General features: G+C 41.8%; 23 protein-coding genes. 9 read left to right on the forward strand and 14 right to left on the reverse strand.

Annotated elements, in window-relative coordinates; genetic code table 11:
- The first annotated feature begins 200 nt into the window (after positions 1-200).
- Positions 201-1,685: a glycerol kinase GlpK gene (glpK, locus tag ACN6OV_RS06345; RefSeq protein ID WP_427950890.1), complete on the forward strand. Its 1,485-nt coding sequence runs from the start codon at positions 201-203 to the stop codon at positions 1,683-1,685.
- 80 nt (positions 1,686-1,765) lie between these two features.
- Here the strand turns inward: glpK and ACN6OV_RS06350 are convergent, their stop codons facing one another.
- Positions 1,766-2,047 carry a hypothetical protein gene (locus ACN6OV_RS06350; protein ID WP_427950892.1) on the reverse strand — a complete coding sequence of 94 codons (282 nt, stop codon included), beginning with the start codon at positions 2,045-2,047 and terminating at the stop codon, positions 1,766-1,768.
- Between the two features lie 365 nt (positions 2,048-2,412).
- Positions 2,413-2,913, reverse strand: coding sequence for a thioesterase family protein (locus ACN6OV_RS06355; protein ID WP_427950895.1), 501 nt, complete (start codon positions 2,911-2,913; stop codon positions 2,413-2,415).
- A 106-nt stretch (positions 2,914-3,019) separates the two neighbouring features.
- Between ACN6OV_RS06355 and hemB the strand changes: the two genes are divergently transcribed.
- Both hemB and thiO read left to right on the forward strand, forming a co-directional pair.
- Entirely contained in the window at positions 3,020-4,033 is a 1,014-nt protein-coding gene (gene hemB / locus ACN6OV_RS06360; RefSeq protein ID WP_427950898.1) for a porphobilinogen synthase, read from the forward strand.
- 158 nt (positions 4,034-4,191) lie between these two features.
- Positions 4,192-5,316, forward strand: a complete 1,125-nt coding sequence (thiO, locus tag ACN6OV_RS06365; protein ID WP_427950901.1) for a glycine oxidase ThiO — start codon at positions 4,192-4,194, stop codon at positions 5,314-5,316.
- A 25-nt stretch (positions 5,317-5,341) separates the two neighbouring features.
- On the opposite strand, the gene ACN6OV_RS06370 is transcribed toward thiO, so the two are convergent.
- The 3 genes from ACN6OV_RS06370 to ACN6OV_RS06380 all read right to left on the reverse strand — a co-directional run bounded on the left by ACN6OV_RS06370 (position 5,342) and on the right by ACN6OV_RS06380 (position 8,151).
- Positions 5,342-6,277 (reverse strand): TIGR01777 family oxidoreductase, encoded by a 936-nt coding sequence (locus ACN6OV_RS06370; RefSeq protein ID WP_427950903.1) that lies wholly within the window; start codon positions 6,275-6,277, stop codon positions 5,342-5,344.
- A gap of 63 nt (positions 6,278-6,340) precedes the next feature.
- Positions 6,341-6,790, reverse strand: coding sequence for an ABZJ_00895 family protein (locus tag ACN6OV_RS06375; RefSeq protein ID WP_427950906.1), 450 nt, complete (start codon positions 6,788-6,790; stop codon positions 6,341-6,343).
- Between the two features lie 416 nt (positions 6,791-7,206).
- Positions 7,207-8,151: a sensor domain-containing diguanylate cyclase gene (locus ACN6OV_RS06380; protein ID WP_427950909.1), complete on the reverse strand. Its 945-nt coding sequence runs from the start codon at positions 8,149-8,151 to the stop codon at positions 7,207-7,209.
- A 295-nt stretch (positions 8,152-8,446) separates the two neighbouring features.
- On the opposite strand from ACN6OV_RS06380, the gene ACN6OV_RS06385 reads away from it, so the two are divergent.
- The 3 genes from ACN6OV_RS06385 to ACN6OV_RS06395 all read left to right on the forward strand — a co-directional run bounded on the left by ACN6OV_RS06385 (position 8,447) and on the right by ACN6OV_RS06395 (position 13,626).
- A complete protein-coding gene (locus tag ACN6OV_RS06385) occupies positions 8,447-8,599 on the forward strand; it encodes a hypothetical protein (protein ID WP_427950912.1) in 153 nt (50 codons plus the stop codon).
- Between the two features lie 158 nt (positions 8,600-8,757).
- A complete protein-coding gene (locus ACN6OV_RS06390; protein ID WP_427950915.1) occupies positions 8,758-10,008 on the forward strand; it encodes an exonuclease SbcCD subunit D C-terminal domain-containing protein in 1,251 nt (416 codons plus the stop codon).
- A 21-nt stretch (positions 10,009-10,029) separates the two neighbouring features.
- The gene (locus ACN6OV_RS06395) at positions 10,030-13,626 is read left to right on the forward strand and encodes an AAA family ATPase (RefSeq protein ID WP_427950918.1); all 3,597 of its coding nucleotides are present in this window, start codon (positions 10,030-10,032) and stop codon (positions 13,624-13,626) included.
- Between the two features lie 149 nt (positions 13,627-13,775).
- Here ACN6OV_RS06395 and ACN6OV_RS06400 read toward each other — a convergent pair whose 3' ends face one another.
- Positions 13,776-14,576, reverse strand: coding sequence for a thioesterase family protein (locus tag ACN6OV_RS06400; protein WP_427950921.1), 801 nt, complete (start codon positions 14,574-14,576; stop codon positions 13,776-13,778).
- Between the two features lie 272 nt (positions 14,577-14,848).
- Positions 14,849-15,535 (reverse strand): YggS family pyridoxal phosphate-dependent enzyme, encoded by a 687-nt coding sequence (locus ACN6OV_RS06405; RefSeq protein ID WP_427950924.1) that lies wholly within the window; start codon positions 15,533-15,535, stop codon positions 14,849-14,851.
- Between the two features lie 125 nt (positions 15,536-15,660).
- On the opposite strand from ACN6OV_RS06405, the gene ACN6OV_RS06410 reads away from it, so the two are divergent.
- Together ACN6OV_RS06410 and ACN6OV_RS06415 are read left to right on the forward strand one after the other, a co-directional pair.
- The gene (locus ACN6OV_RS06410; RefSeq protein ID WP_427950927.1) at positions 15,661-16,698 is read left to right on the forward strand and encodes a type IV pilus twitching motility protein PilT; all 1,038 of its coding nucleotides are present in this window, start codon (positions 15,661-15,663) and stop codon (positions 16,696-16,698) included.
- Between the two features lie 30 nt (positions 16,699-16,728).
- Positions 16,729-17,847 (forward strand): PilT/PilU family type 4a pilus ATPase, encoded by a 1,119-nt coding sequence (locus tag ACN6OV_RS06415; protein ID WP_427950930.1) that lies wholly within the window; start codon positions 16,729-16,731, stop codon positions 17,845-17,847.
- 78 nt (positions 17,848-17,925) lie between these two features.
- On the opposite strand, the gene fur is transcribed toward ACN6OV_RS06415, so the two are convergent.
- On the reverse strand, positions 17,926-18,363 hold the full coding sequence (fur, locus tag ACN6OV_RS06420; RefSeq protein WP_427950933.1) for a ferric iron uptake transcriptional regulator: 438 nt from the start codon (positions 18,361-18,363) through the stop codon (positions 17,926-17,928).
- 112 nt (positions 18,364-18,475) lie between these two features.
- On the opposite strand from fur, the gene ACN6OV_RS06425 reads away from it, so the two are divergent.
- Entirely contained in the window at positions 18,476-18,874 is a 399-nt protein-coding gene (locus tag ACN6OV_RS06425; protein ID WP_086178529.1) for an outer membrane protein assembly factor BamE, read from the forward strand.
- A 44-nt stretch (positions 18,875-18,918) separates the two neighbouring features.
- On the opposite strand, the gene ACN6OV_RS06430 is transcribed toward ACN6OV_RS06425, so the two are convergent.
- From ACN6OV_RS06430 to ACN6OV_RS06455, 6 genes are all read right to left on the reverse strand, one after another.
- Complete coding sequence (locus ACN6OV_RS06430; protein ID WP_427950936.1) at positions 18,919-19,245, reverse strand: RnfH family protein; 327 nt, start codon at positions 19,243-19,245, stop codon at positions 18,919-18,921.
- On the reverse strand, positions 19,245-20,327 hold the full coding sequence (locus tag ACN6OV_RS06435) for a hypothetical protein (protein ID WP_427950939.1): 1,083 nt from the start codon (positions 20,325-20,327) through the stop codon (positions 19,245-19,247). Before ACN6OV_RS06435 ends, ACN6OV_RS06430 begins: the two co-directional genes overlap by 1 nt.
- A 142-nt stretch (positions 20,328-20,469) precedes the next feature.
- Complete coding sequence (locus tag ACN6OV_RS06440; protein ID WP_427950942.1) at positions 20,470-20,925, reverse strand: bacteriohemerythrin; 456 nt, start codon at positions 20,923-20,925, stop codon at positions 20,470-20,472.
- A gap of 271 nt (positions 20,926-21,196) precedes the next feature.
- On the reverse strand, positions 21,197-22,045 hold the full coding sequence (locus ACN6OV_RS06445; RefSeq protein WP_427950951.1) for a class II glutamine amidotransferase: 849 nt from the start codon (positions 22,043-22,045) through the stop codon (positions 21,197-21,199).
- A gap of 210 nt (positions 22,046-22,255) precedes the next feature.
- Positions 22,256-23,155: an acetylglutamate kinase gene (gene argB, locus ACN6OV_RS06450; RefSeq protein ID WP_427950945.1), complete on the reverse strand. Its 900-nt coding sequence runs from the start codon at positions 23,153-23,155 to the stop codon at positions 22,256-22,258.
- Between the two features lie 10 nt (positions 23,156-23,165).
- On the reverse strand, positions 23,166-24,590 hold the full coding sequence (locus tag ACN6OV_RS06455; RefSeq protein WP_427950948.1) for a phosphomannomutase/phosphoglucomutase: 1,425 nt from the start codon (positions 24,588-24,590) through the stop codon (positions 23,166-23,168).
- Positions 24,591-24,972: the final 382 nt, after the last annotated feature.

Raw genomic sequence — 24,972 nt, forward strand, 5'->3', positions numbered from 1 at the left:
TACGAGAGAAAATGCGCTCTCGACATGCATCTATGAGTTTCATCACCAGCGTCGAAGCCAGAAACACCCCCAAAGTATGCGTCATCATAGCATAATTGTTCATGAATACGATGTATTTTCTGCACAATTACACTTTTGAATGCGCTTAATTACATAATTGCGCTAATATTTTGTATTTCAAGGTCGCAAAAGAAAAATATATGAGCTATTTATTGGCACTCGATCAAGGTACAACATCAAGTCGTGCGATTATTTTTAATGAACATGGACAAGTTCAGGCAACAGCTCAACGCGAAACCCACATTCAAACTCCACATTCAGGTTGGGTTGAGCAAGATGCACAGGAAATTTGGAGTACCCAAATTGCCGTCGTGCAACAAGCACTTGCCTCGGCTCGTATTCTTGCCAAAGACATTAAAGCCATCGGCTTAACCAACCAGCGGGAAACCACTGTGGTTTGGGACAAGCGCAATGGTCAACCTCTTGCCCCTGCCATTGTATGGCAAGACCGCCGTGCAACCGAATGGTGCAACCAACTAACGCAACAAAATCTCAATGACACCATTCACACAAAAACAGGTCTGCGTATAGACCCCTATTTTAGTGCTGGAAAATTAGTTTGGCTACTGGAGCATGTGCAAGGCTTACGTGAACTTGCAGCACAGGGCCATGTGGCTTTTGGCACCATTGATAGTTGGTTGGTGTGGAACTTAACCCAAGGTGCTGAACATGTGATTGAAGCCAGTAATGCATCACGTACCATGCTGATGAATTTACAGCATCAGGCTTGGGATGAAGAGCTCCTTGAATTGTTTAATATTCCACATTCGATTCTCCCGAAAATCATTTCCTCAGATCAATACATTGCCAATACCGCCACAGGCCTACTTGGTGCCGACATTCCCATTACCGGTATTTTAGGTGATCAACAATCCGCCCTTTTTGGTCAATCCTGCTTTGAAGTTGGTACAGCAAAAAATACCTATGGGACAGGCTGTTTTATGCTGTTCAATACTGGAACAGAGGTGCAATACAGTCACAATAAGCTACTCTCCACCCTTGCATGGCAGGCCCAAAACCAAACCCATTATGCGCTTGAAGGTAGCGTTTTTATGGCCGGTGCGATTGTGCAATGGCTACGCGATGGTTTAGGTATTATTCAAAAAAGTAGTGAGGTAGAAACTCTGGCGCGCAAAGTTGAACATACCGATGGCGTGGTCTTAGTCCCTGCTTTTACCGGTCTAGGTGCGCCACATTGGGATAGCGAAGCACGCGCGCTGCTCTGTGGCATGTCACGCGGTACCAACAAAGCCCATATTGCACGTGCTGCTTTAGAATCGATTGCCTTTCAAGTATCTGATGTCTTAAGCGCGATGCAATCCGATTTATCCAATCCTCTTAAAGAACTCCGTGTAGACGGAGGTGCCAGCAGCAATGATATGCTGATGCAATTTCAGGCCGATATTCTCAATGTTCCGGTGCTACGTCCAAAACTTTTGGAGTCCACTGCTTGGGGTGCAGCTGCGATGGCAGGTTTAAAAGCAGGAGTATTTTCCAATCTGGATGAAATTGCACAGTCTTGGCAGCTTGAACGTGCTTTTGAACCAAACATGAATACCGATCAACGTGAATATCATTTGGCACAATGGCAGTCCGCACTTAAACGTGCACGATCTAACCTTTAATGCATGCTCATTTAAACCATAAAAAACCGCTTGTTATGAACTAAACCCCAAATCTTGGACAGTTTAGTTAAAGCGGTTTTTTATTCGGATCGATTGAAAGTTTTGTTGTGAATGTACAGGTCTACTAACCAAATCATCATCGCAGTAAATATAAACACACCTGCCCAGACTAAAAATACATGATTGGCTGAAAGCATCAGTGCTTCTTTATCGACTAAACTTGAAATATAGCCAAGCGCAGCATCAGAACTTAATCTCTGTATTCTGCCCCCAACGTAGGCATTATCTGTACTGACGGAATGATTCAGAAAGATCAAGCAAATGAAATACTTCACTAAGCCAATCACAATACATAAAGCCACGATGCTCAAGGCTTTTTTACGGCTTTACGGCGTCCTTTCAGCTCTTGATCGGTAGGTTATTCTGGTTACGGTGTTTCTGACAACATACTTGGGATATCTGTCATAGATTTATCTTAAATCTAGCAGACTTGGTCATGGCATTGTGGACTGTTAAAGTCCTTGCGACATTTCTGTCAGAATATGCTGTCAATGAGAAAGTCGATCTACTTTAAATTTCCGACATTTTAAAGCTAAAAAATCATCTTTTGAGAAGAAAGAATGTAACTCTTCAGTTTTTCTATGGACAGCAGGATAAACTCCTACCTTGCTGCCCACTTATCTGGCTATTTGATCGATGATTATCATCAATTTAACTTAAATCAAACTTAATACGCATACGATGCAATAGCCGTGGCAATCGCCTTACCTTCATCATTGACCATCGTCATCCGCATGGTGCAACCTTTACGCCCTAAACGCAGGGTTTCTGCACGAGCAACAAAATGTTGACCACGACCCGGTGCTAAATAATCAACACGCATATCTACGGTTGCAAGACGAGAAACTTTTTTACTGGTTTCAGCCAAATCTTCAGCAGTGGTTTTTTTATACAGTTCGGCCATCGCTGCAATACCACCAATACTGTCAAGCAGTGTTGCAGCAACACCACCATGTAAAATCTGAAATGCAACATTACCAATTAAATTACTGGCCATATCCACATGGGCTTCAATTTGACCGCCCTCCGCCACGACCATGCGCATGCCATTATGTTGATAAAAAGGAGATGAATTAAATGCCTGTGTAATGTTGTCTAATAAAATGCCAAGGTCTATATTCGAGTTTAAATCAAGATTTCCTGTCCAACTCTTTGTTACATGTGTCATAGCCTACTCGAATTACCATCATTGAATAAAAAAATGAATCTGGGTGCCCAAACGTCAATTATGCGTCTACAATAGTTGAAGTTTAATACTGATCAATGAGATTGTTATGACCTATACGTTCAATCGTCCCGCTTTTCCTGCCACTCGCATGCGCCGCATCCGTAAAAATGACCAGCTCCGCGCTATGGTACGCGAAACTCAACTGACGACTGATCATCTCATTTATCCAGTATTTGTTTTACCAGGCCAGAACCAAACGCAAGACATTCCGAGCATGCCGAATGTACAACGTTTATCTGCCGATCTATTAGTAAAGAAAGCTGAACGCCTACTCGAATTAGGGGTATCTAAACTGGCCTTATTTCCAGTCACCCCACAGGAAGACAAAAGCTTAACCGCTGAAGCGGCTTGGCGTGACGACGGCCTGGTTCAAACCACAATTCGCTTACTGAAAAAAGAATTACCTGAAATGGTTTTAATCAGTGATGGCGCACTTGACCCTTATACCACGCATGGTCAAGACGGCATTATTGATGAAACGGGTTATGTGCTGAATGAAGAAACTGTTGAATGCCTCATTAAACAAGCACTCAGCCATGCCGAAGCTGGTGTAGATGTGGTTGCACCAAGTGACATGATGGATGGTCGTATTGGTGCGATTCGTCAGGCTTTAGAGGCCAATGGTCACATCTATACCAACATCATGGCGTATTCCGCGAAATATGCTTCAAGTTTCTACGGCCCATTCCGTGACGCAGTCGGTTCTTCAAGCAACTTAAAAGGCGGCAATAAATACAATTACCAAATGGATATCGGTAACCGTGCCGAAGCCTTACATGAAATTGCACTGGATATTCAAGAAGGTGCAGACATGGTGATTGTCAAACCGGGAATGCCGTATTTAGACATCGTACGTGAAGTCAAAGACAATTTTGGTATTCCAACATTTGTCTACCAAGTCAGTGGTGAATACGCGATGCTTGCAGGTGCGATTCAAAATGGCTGGCTATCTGACAGTGTGATTATTGAATCGTTAATGAGCTGCCGCCGTGCAGGTGCTGATGGTATTTGGACCTACTTTGCCGAAGAAGCCGCACTGCAACTCAAAGGTATGAAATAAATTGAATTGGAAGCCTTCCTGTTATGCACCTCATACTGGAAGGCTTTTTTATCTCCGAGTCATCCATCTCGGTTTAAAAAATTCAAATTCATAGAAAATAGCTGAGTTATGTAGATTCAGCTACAAATTAATTTCTCAAAAAATTTGGTATCTCTGAAATGCATATTGCCATTATTGGGGCGGGTGTCAGCGGCTTACTTTCAGCATTGGAGCTGGTCGAACGAGGCTGTTCGGTGTCTATTTTCGACAAACAACACACAGGTTCAGCAGCGTCTTGGGCCGGTGGCGGCATTTTATCTCCCATGTACCCGTGGCGTTATCCGCATGAAGTCAATGCCCTCGCTCGCTATGGCAAACAAGGTTATCTCAAATGGAATGAAAAATTACAGCCCATGACAGGCATTGATTTTGAAATCCATGAAACCGGCATGCTGATTTTTGATGAAGATGATTTTGAAATTGGGCTCGACTATGCACGCTTGCATCAAGACCCGATGCAGCAAGCCCACTATTTACAACACGAGCAGATTGAACAAGTTAACTCCCTGATTTCACCGCAATTTCAACAAGCAATCTATTTTCCTCAACTAGCCAATATACGTAATCCGCGTCTACTACAATCCCTCAAAGCTTATTTACAGCAACACCCTCAAGTAAAGATCTATGAGCACAGCCCGGTGACGCAGCTAAATATTCAGCAGGATCGTTTAAGCTCAATTGCCACTGCAAATGGTCAACACCATACAGCCGATCAATTTGTTTTGGCGACAGGTGCATGGTCAGCGCAGTGGAGCGGACAGCTAGAAATTGAAATCCCAGTAGCACCAGTGCAAGGGCAAATGTTGCTGTTTAAAACCCCAAAAGACTGGCTGCCGACCATGTGCATGAACAAAGTCATGTACCTGATCCCACGCCAAGATGGTCATATTGTCTGCGGTTCCAGCATGCAACAGTGCGGTTTCGACACCCAAACCACGGCTGAAACGCTTGCACACATCAAAGCATCCTGTTTGGAAATGGTGCCAGAACTGACTGAGTTTCCTATCGTGAAATCTTGGGCGGGCTTACGTCCTTCTTCACCTCATGGTGTACCTTATATCGGTCAAATGCCCAATATTGACAACCTATGGGCAAACTTTGGGCATTTTAGAAATGGTTTGTGTATGGGGCCTGCATCGGCACAACTTTTGGCAGAATTAATGACGGGCGAAACGCTGTCCTTTAACGCTGCCGACTATAGTCCTGAACGTTTATATCAAGACGCTTATGCACCTGTTGAATAATCCCCCACACCGCTTCAATAAAAGATTAGGGCAATAGATCTTTTAATGCTTCTGTTAAAGTCGGAAATTTAAACTCAAAGCCTTGAGCCAATAAGGCTGCGGGCTTGACAAATTGCCCATTCAAAATCAATTGCGACTGCTCACCGAGCAAGAGTTGAAAGAAAATGCCCGGCACATTGAATAACGGTTTTTTCTGCAACTGACGTGCCGCAATCAAGGCAAACTGTGCTTGCGTGGTTCGCTCAGGTGCAACTGCATTATAAACTTTCGTTTGGGCTGGCTGGATTCCCTCAGATTGCTGTTGTTGATCTGCCTGTTTCATCAAAAATAATATGACACGAATCACATCCTGCACATGAATCCACACAAAAGGCTGTCGTCCCTGACCAATTTTATTGACCAAATTGAATCGAATTGGCCTTAACATTTGCGGCAAAATACCACCACTAGCAGCCAGCACCACACCCAGTCGAATAATTCGGGTATTTTGTTCAGGAAATAACTGAGTCACCTGTTCCCAGCGTTGACACAGTTCGGACATAAAAATCGATTGTGGCGCGGCTTGTTCATCACAGATATGCTGCCATTGCTCGTATACATCTATCCCGTAATAGCCCACGGCAGAGCCAGAAATAATACATTTGGGGAAAATTTTTCGCTTACGTAAATATTGATATAGGTCTTGCGTGGTTTTGACCCGACTGTTAATCAACTGCTGCTTACGCGTTGCTGTCCAACGTCCCTGCCCAATGCTTTCACCGGCCAGATTAATTACATAATCAATCCGATCATGTGGAATTTGTTCTAACTGTTGTACCCAGGTTAGATGTGGTGATTTGGATACCCGTCCGGCCTGACGGGTGAGTCCTATAACTTTATAATCTTGCGCCAAAAGCGCTTTAATTAAATGCGAACCAATAAAACCACTGCCACCTGTCAGCAATACTGTAGGCTGATGCATAATCTCTTCTTCTTAGTTAAGTCTAGCTTTATCTATAGAACAAGATGATGCATCGATCAAGTTTCATTCACCAAACATTTTGATCGCCATGCGTTTTGCTTGCGGCCCAAAAAACCAATAGGTCAATAAATACAAAGGAATAGCCATTAACATCAGCATAATAATCATGATACTGATAAATTGTGGATGCTGGATATAGAGCAGAAGATTTTGCCAAATTTCAGGATCATGGCGTGCAAAAATTGCGATACCGATTAGTAAGAAAGTAAAGTTATACAGCCAAAAAATCAAAGTAAAGCCTAGAGTTATTTTTTTACGTTCTGCCTGTGTCGGTGCGCGACGCATGTTCTTTAAAAAGCGAAAAAGCACCACAATCATCGCCACTAGATAAGGAACGATCGTTAAAACGCCACCTAAACCTTGAGGTAATAAAGCCGCGACCACACCACAAATACAGGTCATCACCAAACAGATGATGAAAAACATTAAAAAATAACGAGTTAAAGACACCATAATGATGACCAAAAAATAAATTTGTCCTTAGTATAAAAAAAAATGCATTTTTTTTCATTTTATTGTCAACCAATGTGTAAACGGCTGCGTTATATAGGGTACAAGGTCTGTAGCAACCGATGATTTGGACGGCATCCACAATGTTTCGGTGACCTTTTACTTAAAAGCAATAAGCTTCATTTTGAACTTGAGTCATGTACAGCAGCCATTACTTCAGTTCAAAATAGATTTTTTGACCGACGATTTCATCATCACTCGAATCGTCGGTCTTTTATTTTGTGGCAATCTTTATTTTACGACTTTACTTCGATGCAAAAAATAGCCGATAAATATACCAACTATTTTCCAAACCTACATTTACACTTAAATACATTCACACTTTAAAAAGTGACGTTATACGGTTGGGTATTCTACCCTTAAGCTGCGTAATAACGATTGCGTCCCAGATATTTTGCCTGATATAAGTTTTTATCAACATCATCCAAAAACTGCATTCGACTGTCAAATTCGGTCGGTGTAATGGTTTTAATCCCCATACTCAGTGTCACCAAATCCGATACAGCAGAAGCCTTATGCGGCAAACGTGCATCTTTCACAACTGCCATAATTTTCTCTGCCATAAGCACAGCTGCCGCCTCATTGGTTTCAGGCAGAATCCAAGCAAACTCCTCTCCACCATAACGTGCCACCAAATCACGTGGACGTGTACAACAAGATTCCAAGCTTTTGGCAATTTGCCTTAAACAGGTATCCCCAATGACATGACCATTTAAATCGTTATATTGTTTGAAATAGTCGAGATCGAGCAGAATTAAGCTGAGTGGCTTTTGCACACGTATCGCATTCAGCCATTCACGTTGAAAAAATTCATCAAATAAACGACGGTTGGCAATCCCCGTCAAGCCATCTTTATAGGAATATTCTTCGAGTTGACGCTGTAAGGTCTGTAGATGTTCTTCTTGTTTTTTGCGTTCAGAAATATCAAACATGAAGCCGACCAAACAGTCCACATTACCATTCGGTTTGCGTACTACATGCACGACATCACGAATCCACGTAAAGCTGCCATCTTGCTTTAATGCACGATAATCTGCTTCATGATCGATCCCTGCCAATGACTGTGATACACAGAAGTTCAGCACATAATCACGATCTTCTTCGTGCATACGCGTGGCCCAATCTTCGACTGTTTTCCAGCTATTTTGTTTCCAGCCCAATAATTTTTCAATTTGCGGACCAATATAGCTAAAAGTTTTCGTCTCCCAATCAATACACCACGGAATCGCCAAGGTGGATTCGAGTAAAGTTTGATACACCCTGCTACTCGCCAGCTTTTCTTCATCAAATGGATTATTTGGCATAAACGTTCTTCCCCCTTCCCCTTAAATTGATCAAATCGACCCAAAATTATATTTAAGCTCCTATATATAGAAAACTAATGAAAAACAATATCCCTAGTTCTTGGTATTTTTTAATCTATTAGACAGGCGGCTATCCTAAAGTAGCAATTAATTCTCGAATTCTTATAAAAACAAAGAATAAGTCTCATGAGTCAACTCTGTTATTTTGAAATTCAATCTTCCAATCCCGTACGTGAAATTGCATTTTACCAAGCGGTTTTTGGTTAGATCTTTACCGAAGTGAAAGGACGTCCGATTGCCTATTATCAAATTGAAACACCCAATCTGCGTGGAGGTTTATTGGCACGTCCTACTTCAACTCCGCCAACTCACTGCTTCAGCAATGTTATTTTTAGATGCAGCCCACAACACCTGTGGGATTGTCGCAGTGGATGATCAGGCACAATAAAACCTTAAGCTTCAACAATGAACCTCAAGAAATTGTAAATTGGATATAAACCTATTTGGGTGAATTAATTTGACCTCAAAAATAGGCGCATAAACTGAAGTCATAAGTTTTATGGTACTTTATCTCCCAATCAAGATATTTGATTTTTTGGGGAAGTTATGGCTGTTCGTTTTCTACATACCTCTGATTGGCACTTGGGGCAATTTTTCTACAATCATGCACGAGACTATGAACATGAACAGTTTTTATCATGGTTATTGGCACAAATTCAGCTTGAACAGCCCAATGCCCTGCTGATTGCAGGTGATATTTTTGATGTCATTAACCCTGCATCAAAAGCACAAAAGCAGCTCTATCAATTTTTAGCAGATGCACATGAACGTGCCCCGCATATGCAAACCCTGATGATTGCCGGCAACCATGACTCAGGCTATCGAGTTGAACAAGTCCAGCCGTTACTGGATAAATATAATGCCAAAGCGGTTGGGGTGATTAAATGGCAAGAAGATCAAAGTCTTGATTTAGACACTTTATTACTGCCAATTTATGATGCCGAACACAATATTGTGGCTTGGTGTTTGAGCTTACCATTTTTACGTAGTGCAGAAATTACCGGTGCCTATAACGAGCATACGCAAAATAGTCACAGTGCGATTGCCTATTTACATCAACAACTGATTGCTGAAGCCAAAGCACGAAAAACATCGGAACAAGCGCTGATTTTAATGTCACATGCACACATGCAAGGCGGCGAGGTTTCGGATTCTGAACGCTCGATTATTATTGGCAATGAAGAAGCCCTTTCGACCGCTTTATTTGACGATGTGATTGATTATGTGGCTTTGGGGCATTTACACAAACCACAAAAGGTGGGTTCAGAGCATATTCGCTATAGTGGCTCACCGATTCCGCTATCCTTTAGTGAAATTCATTATCCGCATCAAGTGCTAAAAGTCAGCATTGATCCTGAAAATGCACAAGATCATATCCAATATGAAGCCTTAAAAATCCCACGCGCCGTGCATTTACATCGGATTAGAGGGGATATTCATGAAATCATTGGCAAACTCAAAGCTTTGCCTGAAGGTGAGATTTCAGACATCAATCAACGTGAATATATTGAAGTGGAATATCATACCGATGCCCCACCACCGCCCAATTTACGTCAACTCTTTGAAGAAGCTTTAGCGCCCAATCGTTATCGTTTAGTACGGATACAACGAAAATATTTACAGTCTGATACCGAACAAAGTGCAGAAAGCCAGATCAGTCTTGAACCACCGACACCTGAAAAATTATTTCAACAAATTTGGGCCAAACAAGGTTTTAGTGCCGATGAGCAAGTACTCCGTGACTTTATGAGCTTGGTGCATGAAGTAGAGCAACAATCGTCAGAAGACCGTCACTAAGAAACAAATTTAGAGCAAATAATGAAAATCTTATCCATTCGAATTAAAAATTTAGCGTCTTTGGGTGGCGAACACTTTATTGATTTTGAAGCACAACCCTTGGTCAATGCTGGACTCATTGCGATTACCGGTAAAACAGGTGCAGGAAAATCAACGATTTTAGATGCCATGTGCTTGGCTTTGTTTAACCAAATTCCACGTTTTAAACATAGCGATGCCAAGCTTTTAGACAATGATGGCACGACCAGTATTTCGACCAATTTTACCAGTAATATTTTACGTCGCGGGACGACGCAAGGCTTTGCTGAATTAAGCTTTATGGCACAGGATCAGAAAATTTATTCTGCCCGTTGGGAAGTCAAACGTTCACACAATAAAATTCACGGCAAACTGCAAAAAGCCACACGAACCTTACGTTGTTTGACTGATGGCAATATTATTGCTGACCGCCCAACCACTTTTGATGAAGCTATTAAACGCATTACTCAGCTAAGTTTTGCGCAGTTTACCCGCGCTGTTTTATTGGCGCAGTCCGAAGTGACGGCTTTTTTACAAGCCCGTGATGATGACCGTGCCGAATTATTGGAATACCTCACCAACTCCAGTATTTTTGCCAAAATTGGAGCACTGGCCTTTCGTAAAAAAGAAGACATTAGCCAGCAACGACGTAAACTTGAAGATGTCATTGGACATTTAGAACTGCTGTCTGAAGACGAAGTTACTCAGCTCCACACGGATTTCAACCAGACACAACAAAGCTTTAAACAGACTGCACAGCTGCTGCAACGTTGCCAGCAAGAGCAAAAATGGTTTGAGCAGCAAAGTAAACTAAATGGAGATATTCAGCAGCGGCAACAACTGCTTGAACAGTGCAAACAACAGCTTTTAGCCTTAGCACCAGAACAAGAACAACTGCTCCAACTGGATCGATTTGCCACGATTCGTTCATCTGTTGCTGCCCAGCAAAAACTTCAAGTAGAACAGCTGCAATTCAACCAAAAAGTTCAAAGTATGCAGCAGCAATTTGCAGCCGTTGAACAAAACTATCAGCTTGAATCGCAGCGTTTTCAACAAATCGATGAACAATTCAGCACACAGCAAAATTTTGAACAGCAGCATCACCAAAACTTAAACCAAGTTCGCCAATGTGTGGAACAACGTAAATTTATAAAAGCAGCGTTTGAACGCAGCCTCGATATTTTAGAACACCAACAACAGGAACTCGCACCGCTGCATTTACAACAGCAGCAGTTGGTACAGGCGATTCAACAACTTGATGCTCAAATTCAAGAGACTCAACAGCAATTAAGCCATAGTCAGCAATTTGCTAGCTTGGATGATGGTTTAAATGCACATATTCATCAGCTGACTCAATTTAATCAGCAATATTCACAGCTCAGTCAACGCATCGGACAAGTCGACGTAGCGCAACAACAACTCAGTCAACTGCAAAACCATCAAGCTGAGCTCTTCGCACAATTTGGTACAGCCGAAAAAATTGAGCTAAAACTGGCTGAATTAAATCAATTTCTTGCAAGTAATCAGCAAAAACAAAAGCAATTTGCACTGATTCAACAAAAACTCGATGCATGGCTGCAACTTAAAAATACGGCACAGCAAATTCAACATACGCAACAAGAAGCAGCCGCTTCCTTTCAAAACATTCAGCAGCGAACTACAAATAGCGAAATTCAATTTAAGCAAGCGCAAGTAAAACGTGAACAATTACAACAGATGCTGCAGCAGCAACGGCTATTACATGCAGAAAATATCGAACAACTACGTGAATCACTGATTGCCGATCAACCTTGTGTGGTGTGTGGCAGTACGGCGCACCCTTATGCGCTAGAGCATCCTGATTTATCGAAAGCGCTGTTTAAATTACAACAGCAGCAAGAACAACAGGCCCTCCAGTCCGAAAAGCAACATTTTGAACAATGGCAACAGCATCTTCAACAGTTCAACCAACAACTTGCTGCGCAACAACAGCTCACACTGCAATTGGAGCAAGTTCAACAGCAAATTCAACAGCTTCAAATAGAACTGAATGCAGCTGTTTCCCATGCAGAACTTGTACTAAATTTAGAGCAGCCAGATGCTGAGATTCGCTCAGAAGTCAGTACGTTACTAACGAATTTAGCGCAACAGGAACACGGTTTTATTCAGAAAAATACAGCTTATACCCAAGCCTTGAAACAACTGAATCAGCTCCACCTCGACATTCAAAGTCTTGAACATGTTTTTAGTCAACTTCAACAACTGCATCATCAAGTGACACATCTTTTTAATCTTGAAGCCCATTTGGCAACGCTGAATGAACAACAACCTATAGAGGCTTCGCAACAGCTGATTCAGCAATTAACTGCGCGCTTACAGCAATTGAACCAGTTACAACAGATCCAGACGCAGCAGCAACAGCTAACGCAGCAACGCGCGCTACTGGATGAGAAAATCAGTCAGCTAAAAGTTAAAATCGAAGAAAGTACCTTACAAAATCAGCAACTCCGTCAGCAAGGCAGTGAAAATAATAATCAGGCGGCGAAAGCAATTTTTGCCATGTGCCAAACACAGGTCACTAAACCACATGAATGGCTGGCTCTATTCGATCAATCACGCTTAGAACTGCAAAATCAACATCAACAGACCAAAGTACATTTTTCATCGCTACATCAGCAGTTTGAGCAGCAACGCCAACAACTCGATCAATTAAAAACCCAAACTCAGCAAATTGAACAACAACATGCTCAGGTTCAACACGATCTCCAAAATTGGTTAAATGAACATCCAAACTTTAACCCTGAGTTACTCATTCAGCTGAATCAAATTCCTGTCCAGCAAGTGCAAGCCTTACGAGCAAAACTGCAACAAGCCGAACAAGCCCAATATGAAGCGCAATCGAGCTTGAAAGTTTTACAGGAGCAACTCGAACAGCATCAGACACAGCAACCTGAACTCAGTCTGTCAGCACTACACACGCAACTGGAACAGCTGCAAGTACAGTTTGAACAACAGCAAAATACGCGTGATGCCTTAAAAGTCAGAATTGAAGTGCATCAACAGAGTCTAAATAAACAGCAGCAATTTGCCGATCAAATTGCCAAAATCCAGGTCGAAGAAACCCGTTGGAACAAAATTTCCAGCCTGATTGGAGATGCCAAAGGCAAGGATTTCCGAGAATTGGCGCAGCAATATAATTTAGATATTTTAGTGGAATATGCCAATCAACAACTCGGACTATTGTCACAGCGCTATACCTTAAAACGCCTGGAAAATTCACTCAGCCTCGGCATTATCGACCATGACATGGATGGAGAATTACGTTCGGTCTCTTCACTTTCAGGCGGTGAATCATTCTTAACTGCCCTCGCACTTTCCTTGGCCATTGCCAATATGGCTTCAGGGTCAATGAAAATTGAATCTCTGTTTATTGATGAAGGCTTCGGTACGCTAGATGCCTCATCCTTACATATGGTGATGAATGCACTCGACCAGTTACAGAACCAAGGACGTAAGGTCGTGCTGATTTCACATATTCAAGAAATGCACGAACGTATTCCTGTACAAATTCAGGTCAATCCACTCGGTGCAGGTGCAAGTACCATTGAAGTTGTGGGTTAATGAGTAAAAGAATGCTGGTTAAATCATCTACATCCGAACAAGACCAACTCTGAAAATTTCAATAAAAAAACACCACAGCTTGAGATAAAAGCTGTGGTGTTTTGCTGAATACCGTTGAATCTAAATTGATCAGAAGATTGATGCTCAATTTATTCTGAAATTTTTCGTAAAGTTAAAATCTGTTCACTACGACCAAAAGGGCCATTTACATCGTGTAATACAGAACTGGTTAAACCAATACCATCATCGCCATATTGCTGCACGGTTTCTAAACCGAGCCATTGTCCTTGCGGCATCCGATGTAGATGAATCTGCAAATCTAAATTTGGAAAACCCCATTTTAACGGCCACTCTTGACGCGGCACAATGCCATTTGCCGTGTCGACCAGTCCCATTAAACGTACAAAATCAGTACTGGCTTTTCCTTCAATCATGTCTTTCAGTGTCGTCAACCAAACAATGCCCTGTCCGGTACGACGTGCATGACTTCGTGCCTCAACCGACTGAATAAAACCACCCGGCCACTGACGAATACCTTCCCAGACCGGCGCCTGTTCAGGGCCATGAACGGGTTGATCTTCCACACCATGTACCATTTGGCTGTTTTGCGTCATCATGCGCCACGTTCGCGCCACAACACAGGCCTTCCCCTGCGCACGCATCTCCGATTCAATCAGCTCGATGGTTTTACCAGGACGAATGACTTTGGTGACAATCTCAAACTCTCCCGCAGGAATTAAACCTAAAATATCAAGACTAATCCGCCCAATCCGCATATCTTCACGAGGCGCATAAGACTCTAATTCAGCACAGATAATGCCGGTTGCAGGTGCCATATGCTGCTCATGCTCATTCCATGCGCCCTGTGCCAAAACAGTTGAACGATAATGTGCTGTAACGATACCTTGAGCATCGGTTTCGCGCTGAATCAGTTGATAATATGCAGTCATGAACTTTCCTATTTGTCCAAATCATTGAATCACTTCAATATCAAAACTAGCTTAATATAGTGCTTATTTTGTACTCAACTTTAGTGGAAAGTTCAATTTTAAAGCGCAATATTGAACCCGAAGGTTCCAAAAATTGTGAAAAATGCGTTGATATGCTTATTAAATTAACGTCTGTGAAATCTCATACTTTTTGATCTGAAAATTGAAAATTTTACGATTCATCCAAGCATCAAAATAGCTTATTTCATAGATGTATAACATTTGAGCTTAGATTATTTGGAATAATCACGTGCACCAAACAATGCTGTCCCTACACGCACCATAGTCGAACCGGCAGCAATCGCATCCGTCATATCTCCCGACATCCCCATGCTTAAAGTGTCCCAATCTTCAGGATGTGCATGCTGAGCTTTGACCTGATCGAAAAGTTGACGTGCATCAAAAAAAGCTTGTGTGTTATTTGGTGCAGGAATCACCATCAGACCACGCAATTTTAAATTTGACAGTACGCTGATTTGACGCACAAGTTCCGCAACCTCTGCTGGCGCACAACCATCTTTGGAATCTTGATCATCAATATTGACTTGAAGACAAATATTTAACGCTGCTTGTGAAGCTTCACGCTGACTGGATAAACGTTCCGCAATGATCAGTCGATCGACCCCATGCACCCACGCAAATTTTTCAGCCAAATGCTTGGTTTTATTGCGCTGCACATGACCAATAAAATGCCATTCAATATCTAAATCAGCTAAAGCTTCGATTTTATCGAGCGCTTCTTGTAGATAGTTTTCGCCAAATGCTCGCTGCCCTGTTTTATACATTTCTTTTAATATTTCAGCAGGATGCGTTTTTGAAACAGCCAATAAACTCACCGAACTCGTTGCTCGGCTCGCTTGTTGGCAGGCTTGATCTATTTGCTGCAAAACCTGATTTCGTGCTGCTTGAAGTGTATTCATTGACGGGGGTCTCATTTCATTCATCTTTTTTTGCATTGCCCTGCAACTAACTGTTGGTTAAGCTGTGGGAAAGCCTTATTATTCTATCAAAATAATTAAGATTTAATTTTTATCTCGGGGATTTTATGGACATTACAGAACTGTTGGCCTTTGCTGCCAAAAATAACGCTTCCGATTTACATTTATCTTCTGGTATGCCACCGATGATTCGTGTCGATGGTGAAGTGCGTCGTATTAACTTACCTGCACTTGAACATAAAGAAGTCCATAAACTTGTTTATGACATCATGAATGACAAACAACGTCGTGATTACGAAGAAAAGTTAGAAACCGACTTTTCCTTTGAAGTCCCGGGCGTGGCTCGTTTCCGTGTGAACGCATTTAATCAAAACCGTGGCGCGGGTGCTGTATTCCGTACCATTCCATCCAAAGTTCTAACGATTGAAGACCTTGGCATGGGTCAAATCTTTAAAGATATCTGTGACTATCCACGTGGGATTGTTTTGGTGACAGGTCCAACCGGTTCAGGTAAATCAACCACACTCGCTGCAATGGTTGACTACATTAACGACAACCGTTATGACCATATTTTAACCGTCGAAGACCCGATCGAATTTGTGCACGAATCGAAAAAATGTTTGGTCAACCAACGTGAAGTCCACCGCGATACCCACGGCTTTAATGAAGCACTGCGTTCAGCGCTGCGTGAAGACCCGGATATTATCCTTGTCGGGGAGATGCGTGACCTTGAAACGATCCGTTTGGCACTCACAGCAGCGGAAACAGGTCACTTGGTATTCGGTACACTACATACCACCTCTGCGGCAAAAACCATTGACCGTGTGATCGACGTCTTCCCTGCCGAAGAAAAGGACATGGTTCGTGCCATGCTCTCTGAATCACTGCAAGCGGTTATTTCCCAAACCCTGTTAAAGAAAAATGGGGGCGGACGAGTTGCAGCACACGAGATCATGATTGGTATTCCCGCCATTCGTAACTTGATTCGTGAAAACAAAGTTGCGCAAATGTATTCTGCGATTCAAACCGGTGCCAACTATGGCATGACCACACTGGATCAAAGTCTGAAAAATCTGGTATCAAAAGGGATTATCAGTACTCAAACTGCACGCACAGCAGCTAAGCAGCCAGAATCTTTCCTATAAAAATAATGTCATTGTCTTTGGGGATCTTTTATGGACTTTAACGGTTTACTCAACTATATGGTTGAGCAAAAAGCGTCTGACTTATTCATTACAGCGGATGTTGCACCCTCGATTAAAATTAACGGCACTATCATGCCGATTGGCTCGACGAAACTTTCGGGGCACACGGTCGGTCAAATTTTAAATTCGATTATGAGTGAAAAACAGCGTAAGGAATTTGCTGACACCCGCGAATGTAACTTTGCCATCAGTAGTACGGATAACACCCGTTTTCGTGTTAGTGCTTTTCAGCAACGTGACCAACCAGGCATGGTACTGCGTCGTATTGAAACGATTATCCCGACTATGGATGAGCTGAAGCTACCACCGATTCTGAAAGAACTGGCGATGACCAAACGCGGTATCATCATTTTTGTTGGTGCAACAGGTACAGGTAAATCAACATCGCTGGCGTCGATTATTGGCTACCGCAATCAAAATTCGCACGGTCATATTATTACCATTGAAGACCCGATCGAATTTATTCACGAACATCAAGGCTGTATCATCACTCAGCGTGAAGTCGGGATTGACACCGACTCCTTTGAGATTGCCCTGAAGAACACATTACGTCAGGCACCAGACGTGATCCTGATTGGTGAGATTCGTTCCCGTGAAACCATGGACTACGCGATTGCCTTTGCCGAAACAGGTCACTTGGTGTTTGCAACCCTGCATGCCAACAACGCTAACCAAGCGATTGACCGAATTATCCACTTTTTTGAAGCAGATCGTCATAGTCAATTGTTTATGGACTTGTCACTGAACTTAAAAGCCATGGTGGCGCAACAGTTGATTCCAACCATCGATGGTAATTCACGTCGAGCAGCGATTGAAATTCTGATTAACTCCCCTTTAATTTCTGACTTAATCCGTAAAGGTGAAGTACATGAAATTAAAGACTTGATGAAACGTTCTCGAGAGCTCGGGATGCAAACCTTTGACCAAGCTTTATATGATTTATATCGCGCGAAGCAGATCAGCTACAAAGACGCATTAAAACATGCCGATTCACCCAACGACTTGCGTTTACAAATCAAGTTGGCCGAAGAAGGCGGTGAGCATTTATTACGTGCCAATTCAAATATTACCTTTGATGGTCAGCACTAAATCCAGTCATACTGGTACAAATAAAAAAACAGACTTCAATTGAAGTCTGTTTTTTTATTCATTCTAATCCTTCAAGGATTATTTCTTACGGTAAGCGTCCTGACATTCAGGCGCATCACAGTAGCCGTATAAGTTAAGTGAGTGACCTGTCAACTCAAAACCGAACTTTTTCGCAACTTCATGCTGCTCATGTTCAATCACATCATTGGTAAACTCAACCACCTTATTGCAGTTTTGGCACACGATATGGTCATGGTGATCTTCTTGCATAATCTCAAAAACAGAATGATTGTTTTCAAAATGATGACGTTGAATAATACCGGCGGCTTCAAACTGTGTTAACACACGATACACAGTTGCTAAACCCACATCCTCACCTTGTTCAAGTAGAGTCTTATAAATATCTTCCGCACTTAAGTGATGTTGTTTTGAATTTTCAAGTAATTCCAATATCTTAATTCGCGGAAGCGTAACTTTAAGTCCAGCTTTACGTAAATCTTGGTTTGATATAGCCATGAAAAAAGGTCTCTCAACAAATTTAAAGTTGGAATATGCAATAAAGTTTAGATGCAGTATGATCTATCCGTGGATCAAATGCATCATAATTAATTTGGGATAGTTTAGCAAAATGCAAAAAATCATGCTGACGTTATTCGTCACTTCATTGCTCGTAGGCTGTTCGACCTTGGGCGTTTATAAAGTTGACATTCCTCAAGGTACACCGCTAACTCAAGCACAAGCGTCTAAAATTCAAGTGGGGATGAGCCACCAGCAAGTTCGCTTTTTGCTCGGTAGTCCAACCGTTGCTGATCCAATGAATCCATTACGTTGGGACTACATTTACAAGTACACCCCAGGAACATATGCTAAAAAAGCCAAGATCCCAGCAGCACATGGTCAGCATTTAAAAATCTTCTTTGACCAAAATGGTATTGTGCAAAAAGTTGAAGGCTTAGAAACAATTCCTGAGTCTCAACCCGGCTTACCTGGCTCGAAAGAAGCGATTTTAACTGCGCCACCACTATAGCCTGTTTAAAATAAAAAGAAACCCCTTGCTTTAAGGGGTTTCTTTTATAAGTACAATTGCTTAAAGCGATTGCCTCGACAGTAACGTCCAACCGGATTTTTCTTGGCACGATTCCGTCGAATATCTTTTGGGTTAATCGTCAATGCACGATAAATTTCAACCCGATCTCCAACCTCAAGTTCTTGCGTCGGGTCTTTTAAACGAACACCGAAAATGCCCAAAGTCAAAGTTTCAGGTAACTCAACTTGCTGACGAATACCACTTTGCTCAATGGCATCCTGCGCAGTCATCCCTTGGCGATATACCAAGGGAATCAAAATTTGTTGGGTCGTACCTGCGTAAGCAACCCAAACCTGTAACTGCTCAGACATTAGAATAACTGCCCAATTACTGCAACTAACGCTAAGACAATCGACAACGGTAAGACGATACGTACAGCAATACGCCAAATGTTATAGAAAGCTTCATTGCTAAAATTCATCGATTTACGTAAATGACTGATCTTCATAATCCAACCGGCAAATATCGCGTAAATCAGACAAATAATAAGCCCCCAAAGTAATAGTGTAATATTAAATACAGGCACCATGACATGAGCTGCCCACACAAACACAGCAACAACAGGAATCAACCATTGCACCACAACGGCTAATTGACGTTGTTGTAGTTGCTCGCGGGCCATTTGAATCAATAACGCAGAACCTGTAACCAAGCTAATCACTAAGGCTAAAGCTGGCACTTGTGCTTTTGCTGCAAAGAAGGCAAAAGCCACGACAGCCAATAGTTGCGCAATCCAAATCGGCACTACCGTTTTAGTAGCAATCTCTTGTTGCTTCACAGCTGCAATGCTTGATTGCCAATACAACCCCAGACCTAAACCACTTGCCACCAAAGCCAAGACTGTTGCATTGCCCCACTCACTAAATTCAAGCGTGGTCATTTTCCATTCAGGCAACGCTGTTCCCATGACATTGGCCAAAACCAATGCAGCCAGTACGCCAACTGCTGTCAGGATGACTAAAATTTGTCGTGAAATGAATGAAAGTGCAAAAGCAATCGCTGCGAGCACTGCCAAAATCACACTATATGCGACCTCATTCGCCACAAATGTACCGACATATTGTGATGCAGCCGAAAGCATGCCACCTGCTAAAAACGGGATAAATACCACCGCAAGCCAACCGACCAAACGCCATTTCGGTGAAGCATCTGCATCACGTGTCAAAGTTGAAAGCGCCTGAACTGCGGTTGTTTTTGAACGCTTCGCTAGCGCAATTTCTAAATAACACACGGGTAGCGCCAAAATAAGCATCGTGCCTAGCCATAACAGCCAGAAATCAAGCTGACGTTCAATCTGAATACCTGTTACCGGTGCTAAAGTCGCAATAATGATAAAAGATAGACAGAACGCCATCAGAGGCGACAACCACTTCGACATCGCATTGTCCTGCATGACAAATTCCTTTGAAAATTCTAGCGCTATTTTGCCTTGCCAAGCTTTGAAAATCAAAAACAAAAAGCAAACCACCGAAACGGTGATTTGCTGCGCTAATTTTTTTATAAGATTTTAATTCTTTTTATCTCGTTTTTCCGTATTATGAAAAGAAACGAGCAAACCAGTTCTTACCTTTTTTCTTCTCTTTTTCTTTGATAATACCCATCATATTTTCTTTTACCGCCCCCACATAATCGGCATCATCGTGCTGAATATGGTTGATGAGCCATTTAGACAAGACTTCATGCAATTCACTTTCAATCGCATGCCCCATCTCAAAACGATCACGGTAAGATTCAATCTTTTTAATAAATAAATCATGTACACGTTTATGTGGAACACGATATTTATAACCTGCTTCTTCTTGAAGAGATTCTTCAAAAGTAAAATGCGATTGTGTGTAATCAATAATATTTTCTAAAATTTGCTTCACACGATCACGATCGGTATTTGCATCAATGCCATCAATTTCATTGATGTAGTCAAGAATCCGTTTGTGCTGATCGTCAATCACATCGATACCAGTATTATATTCTGGAACCCATTTCATTTTCATTACGACCACCTATAAATATGAAGGACTTATCACGTAAATTTCATCATATAGTTAAAGGACTTAAATGAAAATGAACTAAAATGGTTGGTTTTATCGCCTTGCATGACGTTTACAATGTAATCATTTGTTTTCATTATGTTAATTATTTTAAACCCGAGTAGAAAGCTCAGATATTTTTTAATCAATTCAATATCTTAGATAAAGGTAATCTTTCAATTCTAAAATAAATCGATTTGAATTTTAATGAAAGTCTATTTTCGTTAATCTATGTTTAATACTGATCCGCACGTGTAACACGCTTTAAGGATGGATCTAGACGCTCCCGCTCCAAACGTGCCACTTGGGTCATGGCTTTACGAATCGGACGGCCATGTTGGAACAAAATCATTTCACCGGGTTCAAAGGCGGTCCACACTTCATTTTGTGTTAATGGCTCAGTGGTGATCACAGCTACACGGTCTTCGGGCGTTGTTAGTTCACTAAAGTCCACTTTGACATCAATATCAATTAACTGCGCTTGTTGAAATGGATACTCACGTACCAACCAGTGCAACTTGGTAATGGCATAACTGAACAGTGCCTGACCATTAGACAAACAAAAGTTGAACGTGCCATGTTCGGCAATTTGTGGGGAGATTTCCAACAACACATCAAAAACCTGATCCAACGATGGTTCGGTATAGCCAAAGCGTTGTACCAACTGCTCCAGCAAATAGCAAAATGCGCGCTCGCTGTCGGTATTACCTACAGGAGTAAATCGGCCCATCAGTTCAGGGTGAAAATCATGTAAATCGCCATTATGGGCAAAAATCCATTGTCTGCCCCACAGTTCACGACTAAAAGGATGTGAGTTTTCTAGATTAATTTTGCCCTGAGTGGCTTTGCGAATATGCGCAATCACGTTACGTGATTTGATTGGATAGTTACGAATCAGTTCAGCAATTGGCGATTCAACTGCGGACTGATTATCAACAAATAAACGGCAAGCTTTATCTTCAAAAAATGCGATACCAAAACCATCACAATGGTCTGAAGTGATTCCAGCTCGCTGTGAAAAGCCCCGAAATGAAAAGGTAATATCGGTGGGTGTCGCACAATTCATTCCAAGCAGCTGGCACATATCGATCATCAAGTCAGTTAATCTATGATTTCACTATTGTGCATGAGATTTTTAGTGGTTGTAAGTGTAAAATCATTTGATTGTGCTAGATTAATGACAATCATGATTGATTTCATTGCATTTAAACTCAAAAATAGCTTCTCGTGTTGTTCTCATACAAAATTAAAAAGCCTCAAACGAGGCTTTTTAAAATCAAAAATGTGTAGCAGCTTAGACTTTACTACGATTGGTAATTAAAGTTCCCACACCGTGATCGGTGAAAATTTCAAGCAAGGTTGCATGTGGTACACGACCATCGACAATATGTGCACTAATCACACCACCTTTCACCGCATCTAATGCACAGCCTACTTTCGGAATCATGCCACCGTAAATCACACCAGTTTCAATTAGACGATCGACTTCTTGCGTAGTTAAACCTGTGAGCAAGTTTTTATTTTCGTCTAATACGCCAGTGATATTGGTCAACAGAATCAGTTTTTCTGCACCCAAAGCTTCTGCCACTTTCCCTGCAACAAGGTCAGCATTGATGTTGTAAGTGTTGCCATCTTCATCGACACCGAGTGGTGCAATGACAGGAATAAAATCACTTTGAGTAAACATTTCCAGCACATCAGTTTTAACGCCAACCACTTCGCCGACCAGACCTAAGTCAATTTGCTGCACTGAACCATCTTCGGCTGTTTTTTCCATCAACAGTTTCTGTGCACGAATTAAGTTGCCGTCTTTACCAGTTAAACCAATCGCACGTCCACCATGCTGATTGATCAGGTTAACGATGGATTTATTGACACTACCGCCCAAGACCATTTCCACAACTTCCATGGTTGCAGGATCAGTCACACGCATCCCATCAATACGATCTGACTCACGGCCCAATTGCTTGAGGAAAGAATCGACTTGCGGCCCACCACCATGCACAACAATCGGATTAAGACCAACTGTTTTTAATAACACGATGTCACGTGCAAATGAACTTTCAAGTTCAGGATCGGTCATGGCATTGCCACCATACTTCACCACCAGCGTTTTACCCGAAAAACGTTGAATATACGGCAAAGCTTCCGTCAGGATTTGTGCTTTGTCGATGCCGGTATGTTGATGTGGCATGTGCCTCTCCTTATTGAGCATCTGGGATGTCATGAGCAATGTCTGGATATTGCCCAATTAACATGGAAACAAACAGATCACGTATCTCTTTCAAACGCTTTGGCCGATTGGCATCAAAGCGTAAAGTAAAATACTCACCTGTATTCGATGCTCGAATGATGCCAAATCCATCATCAAAATCAAGGCGTATTCCATCTATTTTGCTGATTTGTGCCGGAATCGCTGCAGATTTTAATTCCACCCACTTTAAAACGTCAGTTGCATTGTGGCGATGCGTACTGACATACAGATCTTCCGTACCACTACGCTCAGGGTAACGCGCCATGACCTGTGACAAACTCAGACCTTTGGCTTGAATATATTCAATCGCCCGTAATGCAGCATACAAACCATCGTCATAACCGCCGCCACGACCGTCATTAAACACATAGTGCCCTGCATATTCACCACCAAATACAGCCTTACCTGCCGATTGCAAAAGATATTTACGCAGAAAGCTACTACCTGTACGAATCATTACAGGTTGACCATGAAGATGCTGCACAGTATCTCGAATCATGGTCGAACATTTTACGTCAAAGACCACTTCAGCATTAGGTTGTTGTTCCAGACAAATTTCCGCAAATAAACACAGCAAGCGATCAGCAGAAATCACATCGCCGTGTTCATCCAACAGAACCAAACGATCACCATCACCATCTAAGGCAATACCAATATCCGCGCCTTGGCTTTTCACGGTTTGACGTAATTGCTCTAAATGTTTGAGCTGCGAAGGATCAGGAGCATGATCAGGAAAATGACCATCTGCTTGGCAACGCAGTGCTATCACTTCACATCCCAGTTTATTTAGAAGCAGTGCAGCACAGTGCCCTGCTGAACCATGCATACCATCAATTGCAACTTTTAATGGATGTTGAATTTGAATATCGTCCAGAATGAACTGTTGATATTGCAAACAAAATTCAGGTTTTATTTCATGTAATTCAAGTGCCGTCATGAGATGGGTACGCTGAGCCGAAAAGCTTTTTTGGGCATCGACAGCAACCTGTTGAATCATATTAGGACACGGTGGCTCACCTTGCACAATCCATTTAATGCCATTATCCGATTTGGGATTGTGACTCGCAGTCACCATAATGCCATTACCATTAAATTGACGTGCAATAAAATACAGCATTGGGCTAGAACAGCAACCAATGATCTCGGCTTGAATACCTGCTTCAACACAGACTTGCTGAATAATTTTGGCATAGCTGGGACTGGTTAAGCGCGCATCATAGCCAATCGCGAGCGTATGTTGACCAGCATTTCTATATTGTTTTACTAAGCCGCGGGCAATTGAATGAACTAAATCGGCATTTAAATGTGATATTTTTCCACGGATATCATATGCACGGAAAATATGCATAGGAAAAGTATTGAACAGTGAACCCATAGGATGTTCTTCTAATCATCTCTTTATTAATTGAGTACTTACAATTCATTTTTGGAATTCAAGTATCCAATACCAAGGCAAAACCTTAAAAAAGGTCTGGCTTTTTTATAACAATTTTAGTTAAAAATCAATTCATAATATTTAAACGAATGATATAAAACCATTTATTTCTTGGAGCAGAATTAAAACTATAAAAACCAACTTTCGTAAATAAATCTAAGGCTTAAAATCATGTAATTTAAATAAAATTTAAAAACTATTAAGGCATTTTTAACACAATTGATCTATTGGTTTTTTAATTATAATCGGCTTTGTTGCACAAACCTATCTGTAAAGGCTTTTTCAGCGATATAATTTTCAAATGAAGAAGCCTACACACAAA

The sequence above is a fragment of the Acinetobacter sp. genome (genome assembly GCF_050285345.1).
Classification (GTDB): domain Bacteria; phylum Pseudomonadota; class Gammaproteobacteria; order Pseudomonadales; family Moraxellaceae; genus Acinetobacter.

Excerpts from the sequence above, each read along its gene's own strand:
- glpK (WP_427950890.1), top strand. The coding sequence starts at position 201 with ATGAGCTATTTATTGGCACTCGATCAAGGTACAACATCAAGTCGTGCG.
- ACN6OV_RS06355 (WP_427950895.1), bottom strand. The coding sequence starts at position 2,913 with ATGACACATGTAACAAAGAGTTGGACAGGAAATCTTGATTTAAACTCG.
- hemB (WP_427950898.1), top strand. The coding sequence starts at position 3,020 with ATGACCTATACGTTCAATCGTCCCGCTTTTCCTGCCACTCGCATGCGC.
- thiO (WP_427950901.1), top strand. The coding sequence starts at position 4,192 with ATGCATATTGCCATTATTGGGGCGGGTGTCAGCGGCTTACTTTCAGCA.
- ACN6OV_RS06370 (WP_427950903.1), bottom strand. The coding sequence starts at position 6,277 with ATGCATCAGCCTACAGTATTGCTGACAGGTGGCAGTGGTTTTATTGGT.
- ACN6OV_RS06375 (WP_427950906.1), bottom strand. The coding sequence starts at position 6,790 with ATGGTGTCTTTAACTCGTTATTTTTTAATGTTTTTCATCATCTGTTTG.
- ACN6OV_RS06380 (WP_427950909.1), bottom strand. The coding sequence starts at position 8,151 with ATGCCAAATAATCCATTTGATGAAGAAAAGCTGGCGAGTAGCAGGGTG.
- ACN6OV_RS06390 (WP_427950915.1), top strand. The coding sequence starts at position 8,758 with ATGGCTGTTCGTTTTCTACATACCTCTGATTGGCACTTGGGGCAATTT.
- ACN6OV_RS06395 (WP_427950918.1), top strand. The coding sequence starts at position 10,030 with ATGAAAATCTTATCCATTCGAATTAAAAATTTAGCGTCTTTGGGTGGC.
- ACN6OV_RS06400 (WP_427950921.1), bottom strand. The coding sequence starts at position 14,576 with ATGACTGCATATTATCAACTGATTCAGCGCGAAACCGATGCTCAAGGT.
- ACN6OV_RS06405 (WP_427950924.1), bottom strand. The coding sequence starts at position 15,535 with ATGAATACACTTCAAGCAGCACGAAATCAGGTTTTGCAGCAAATAGAT.
- ACN6OV_RS06410 (WP_427950927.1), top strand. The coding sequence starts at position 15,661 with ATGGACATTACAGAACTGTTGGCCTTTGCTGCCAAAAATAACGCTTCC.
- ACN6OV_RS06415 (WP_427950930.1), top strand. The coding sequence starts at position 16,729 with ATGGACTTTAACGGTTTACTCAACTATATGGTTGAGCAAAAAGCGTCT.
- fur (WP_427950933.1), bottom strand. The coding sequence starts at position 18,363 with ATGGCTATATCAAACCAAGATTTACGTAAAGCTGGACTTAAAGTTACG.
- ACN6OV_RS06425 (WP_086178529.1), top strand. The coding sequence starts at position 18,476 with ATGCAAAAAATCATGCTGACGTTATTCGTCACTTCATTGCTCGTAGGC.
- ACN6OV_RS06430 (WP_427950936.1), bottom strand. The coding sequence starts at position 19,245 with ATGTCTGAGCAGTTACAGGTTTGGGTTGCTTACGCAGGTACGACCCAA.
- ACN6OV_RS06435 (WP_427950939.1), bottom strand. The coding sequence starts at position 20,327 with ATGCAGGACAATGCGATGTCGAAGTGGTTGTCGCCTCTGATGGCGTTC.
- ACN6OV_RS06440 (WP_427950942.1), bottom strand. The coding sequence starts at position 20,925 with ATGAAAATGAAATGGGTTCCAGAATATAATACTGGTATCGATGTGATT.
- ACN6OV_RS06445 (WP_427950951.1), bottom strand. The coding sequence starts at position 22,045 with ATGTGCCAGCTGCTTGGAATGAATTGTGCGACACCCACCGATATTACC.
- argB (WP_427950945.1), bottom strand. The coding sequence starts at position 23,155 with ATGCCACATCAACATACCGGCATCGACAAAGCACAAATCCTGACGGAA.
- ACN6OV_RS06455 (WP_427950948.1), bottom strand. The coding sequence starts at position 24,590 with ATGGGTTCACTGTTCAATACTTTTCCTATGCATATTTTCCGTGCATAT.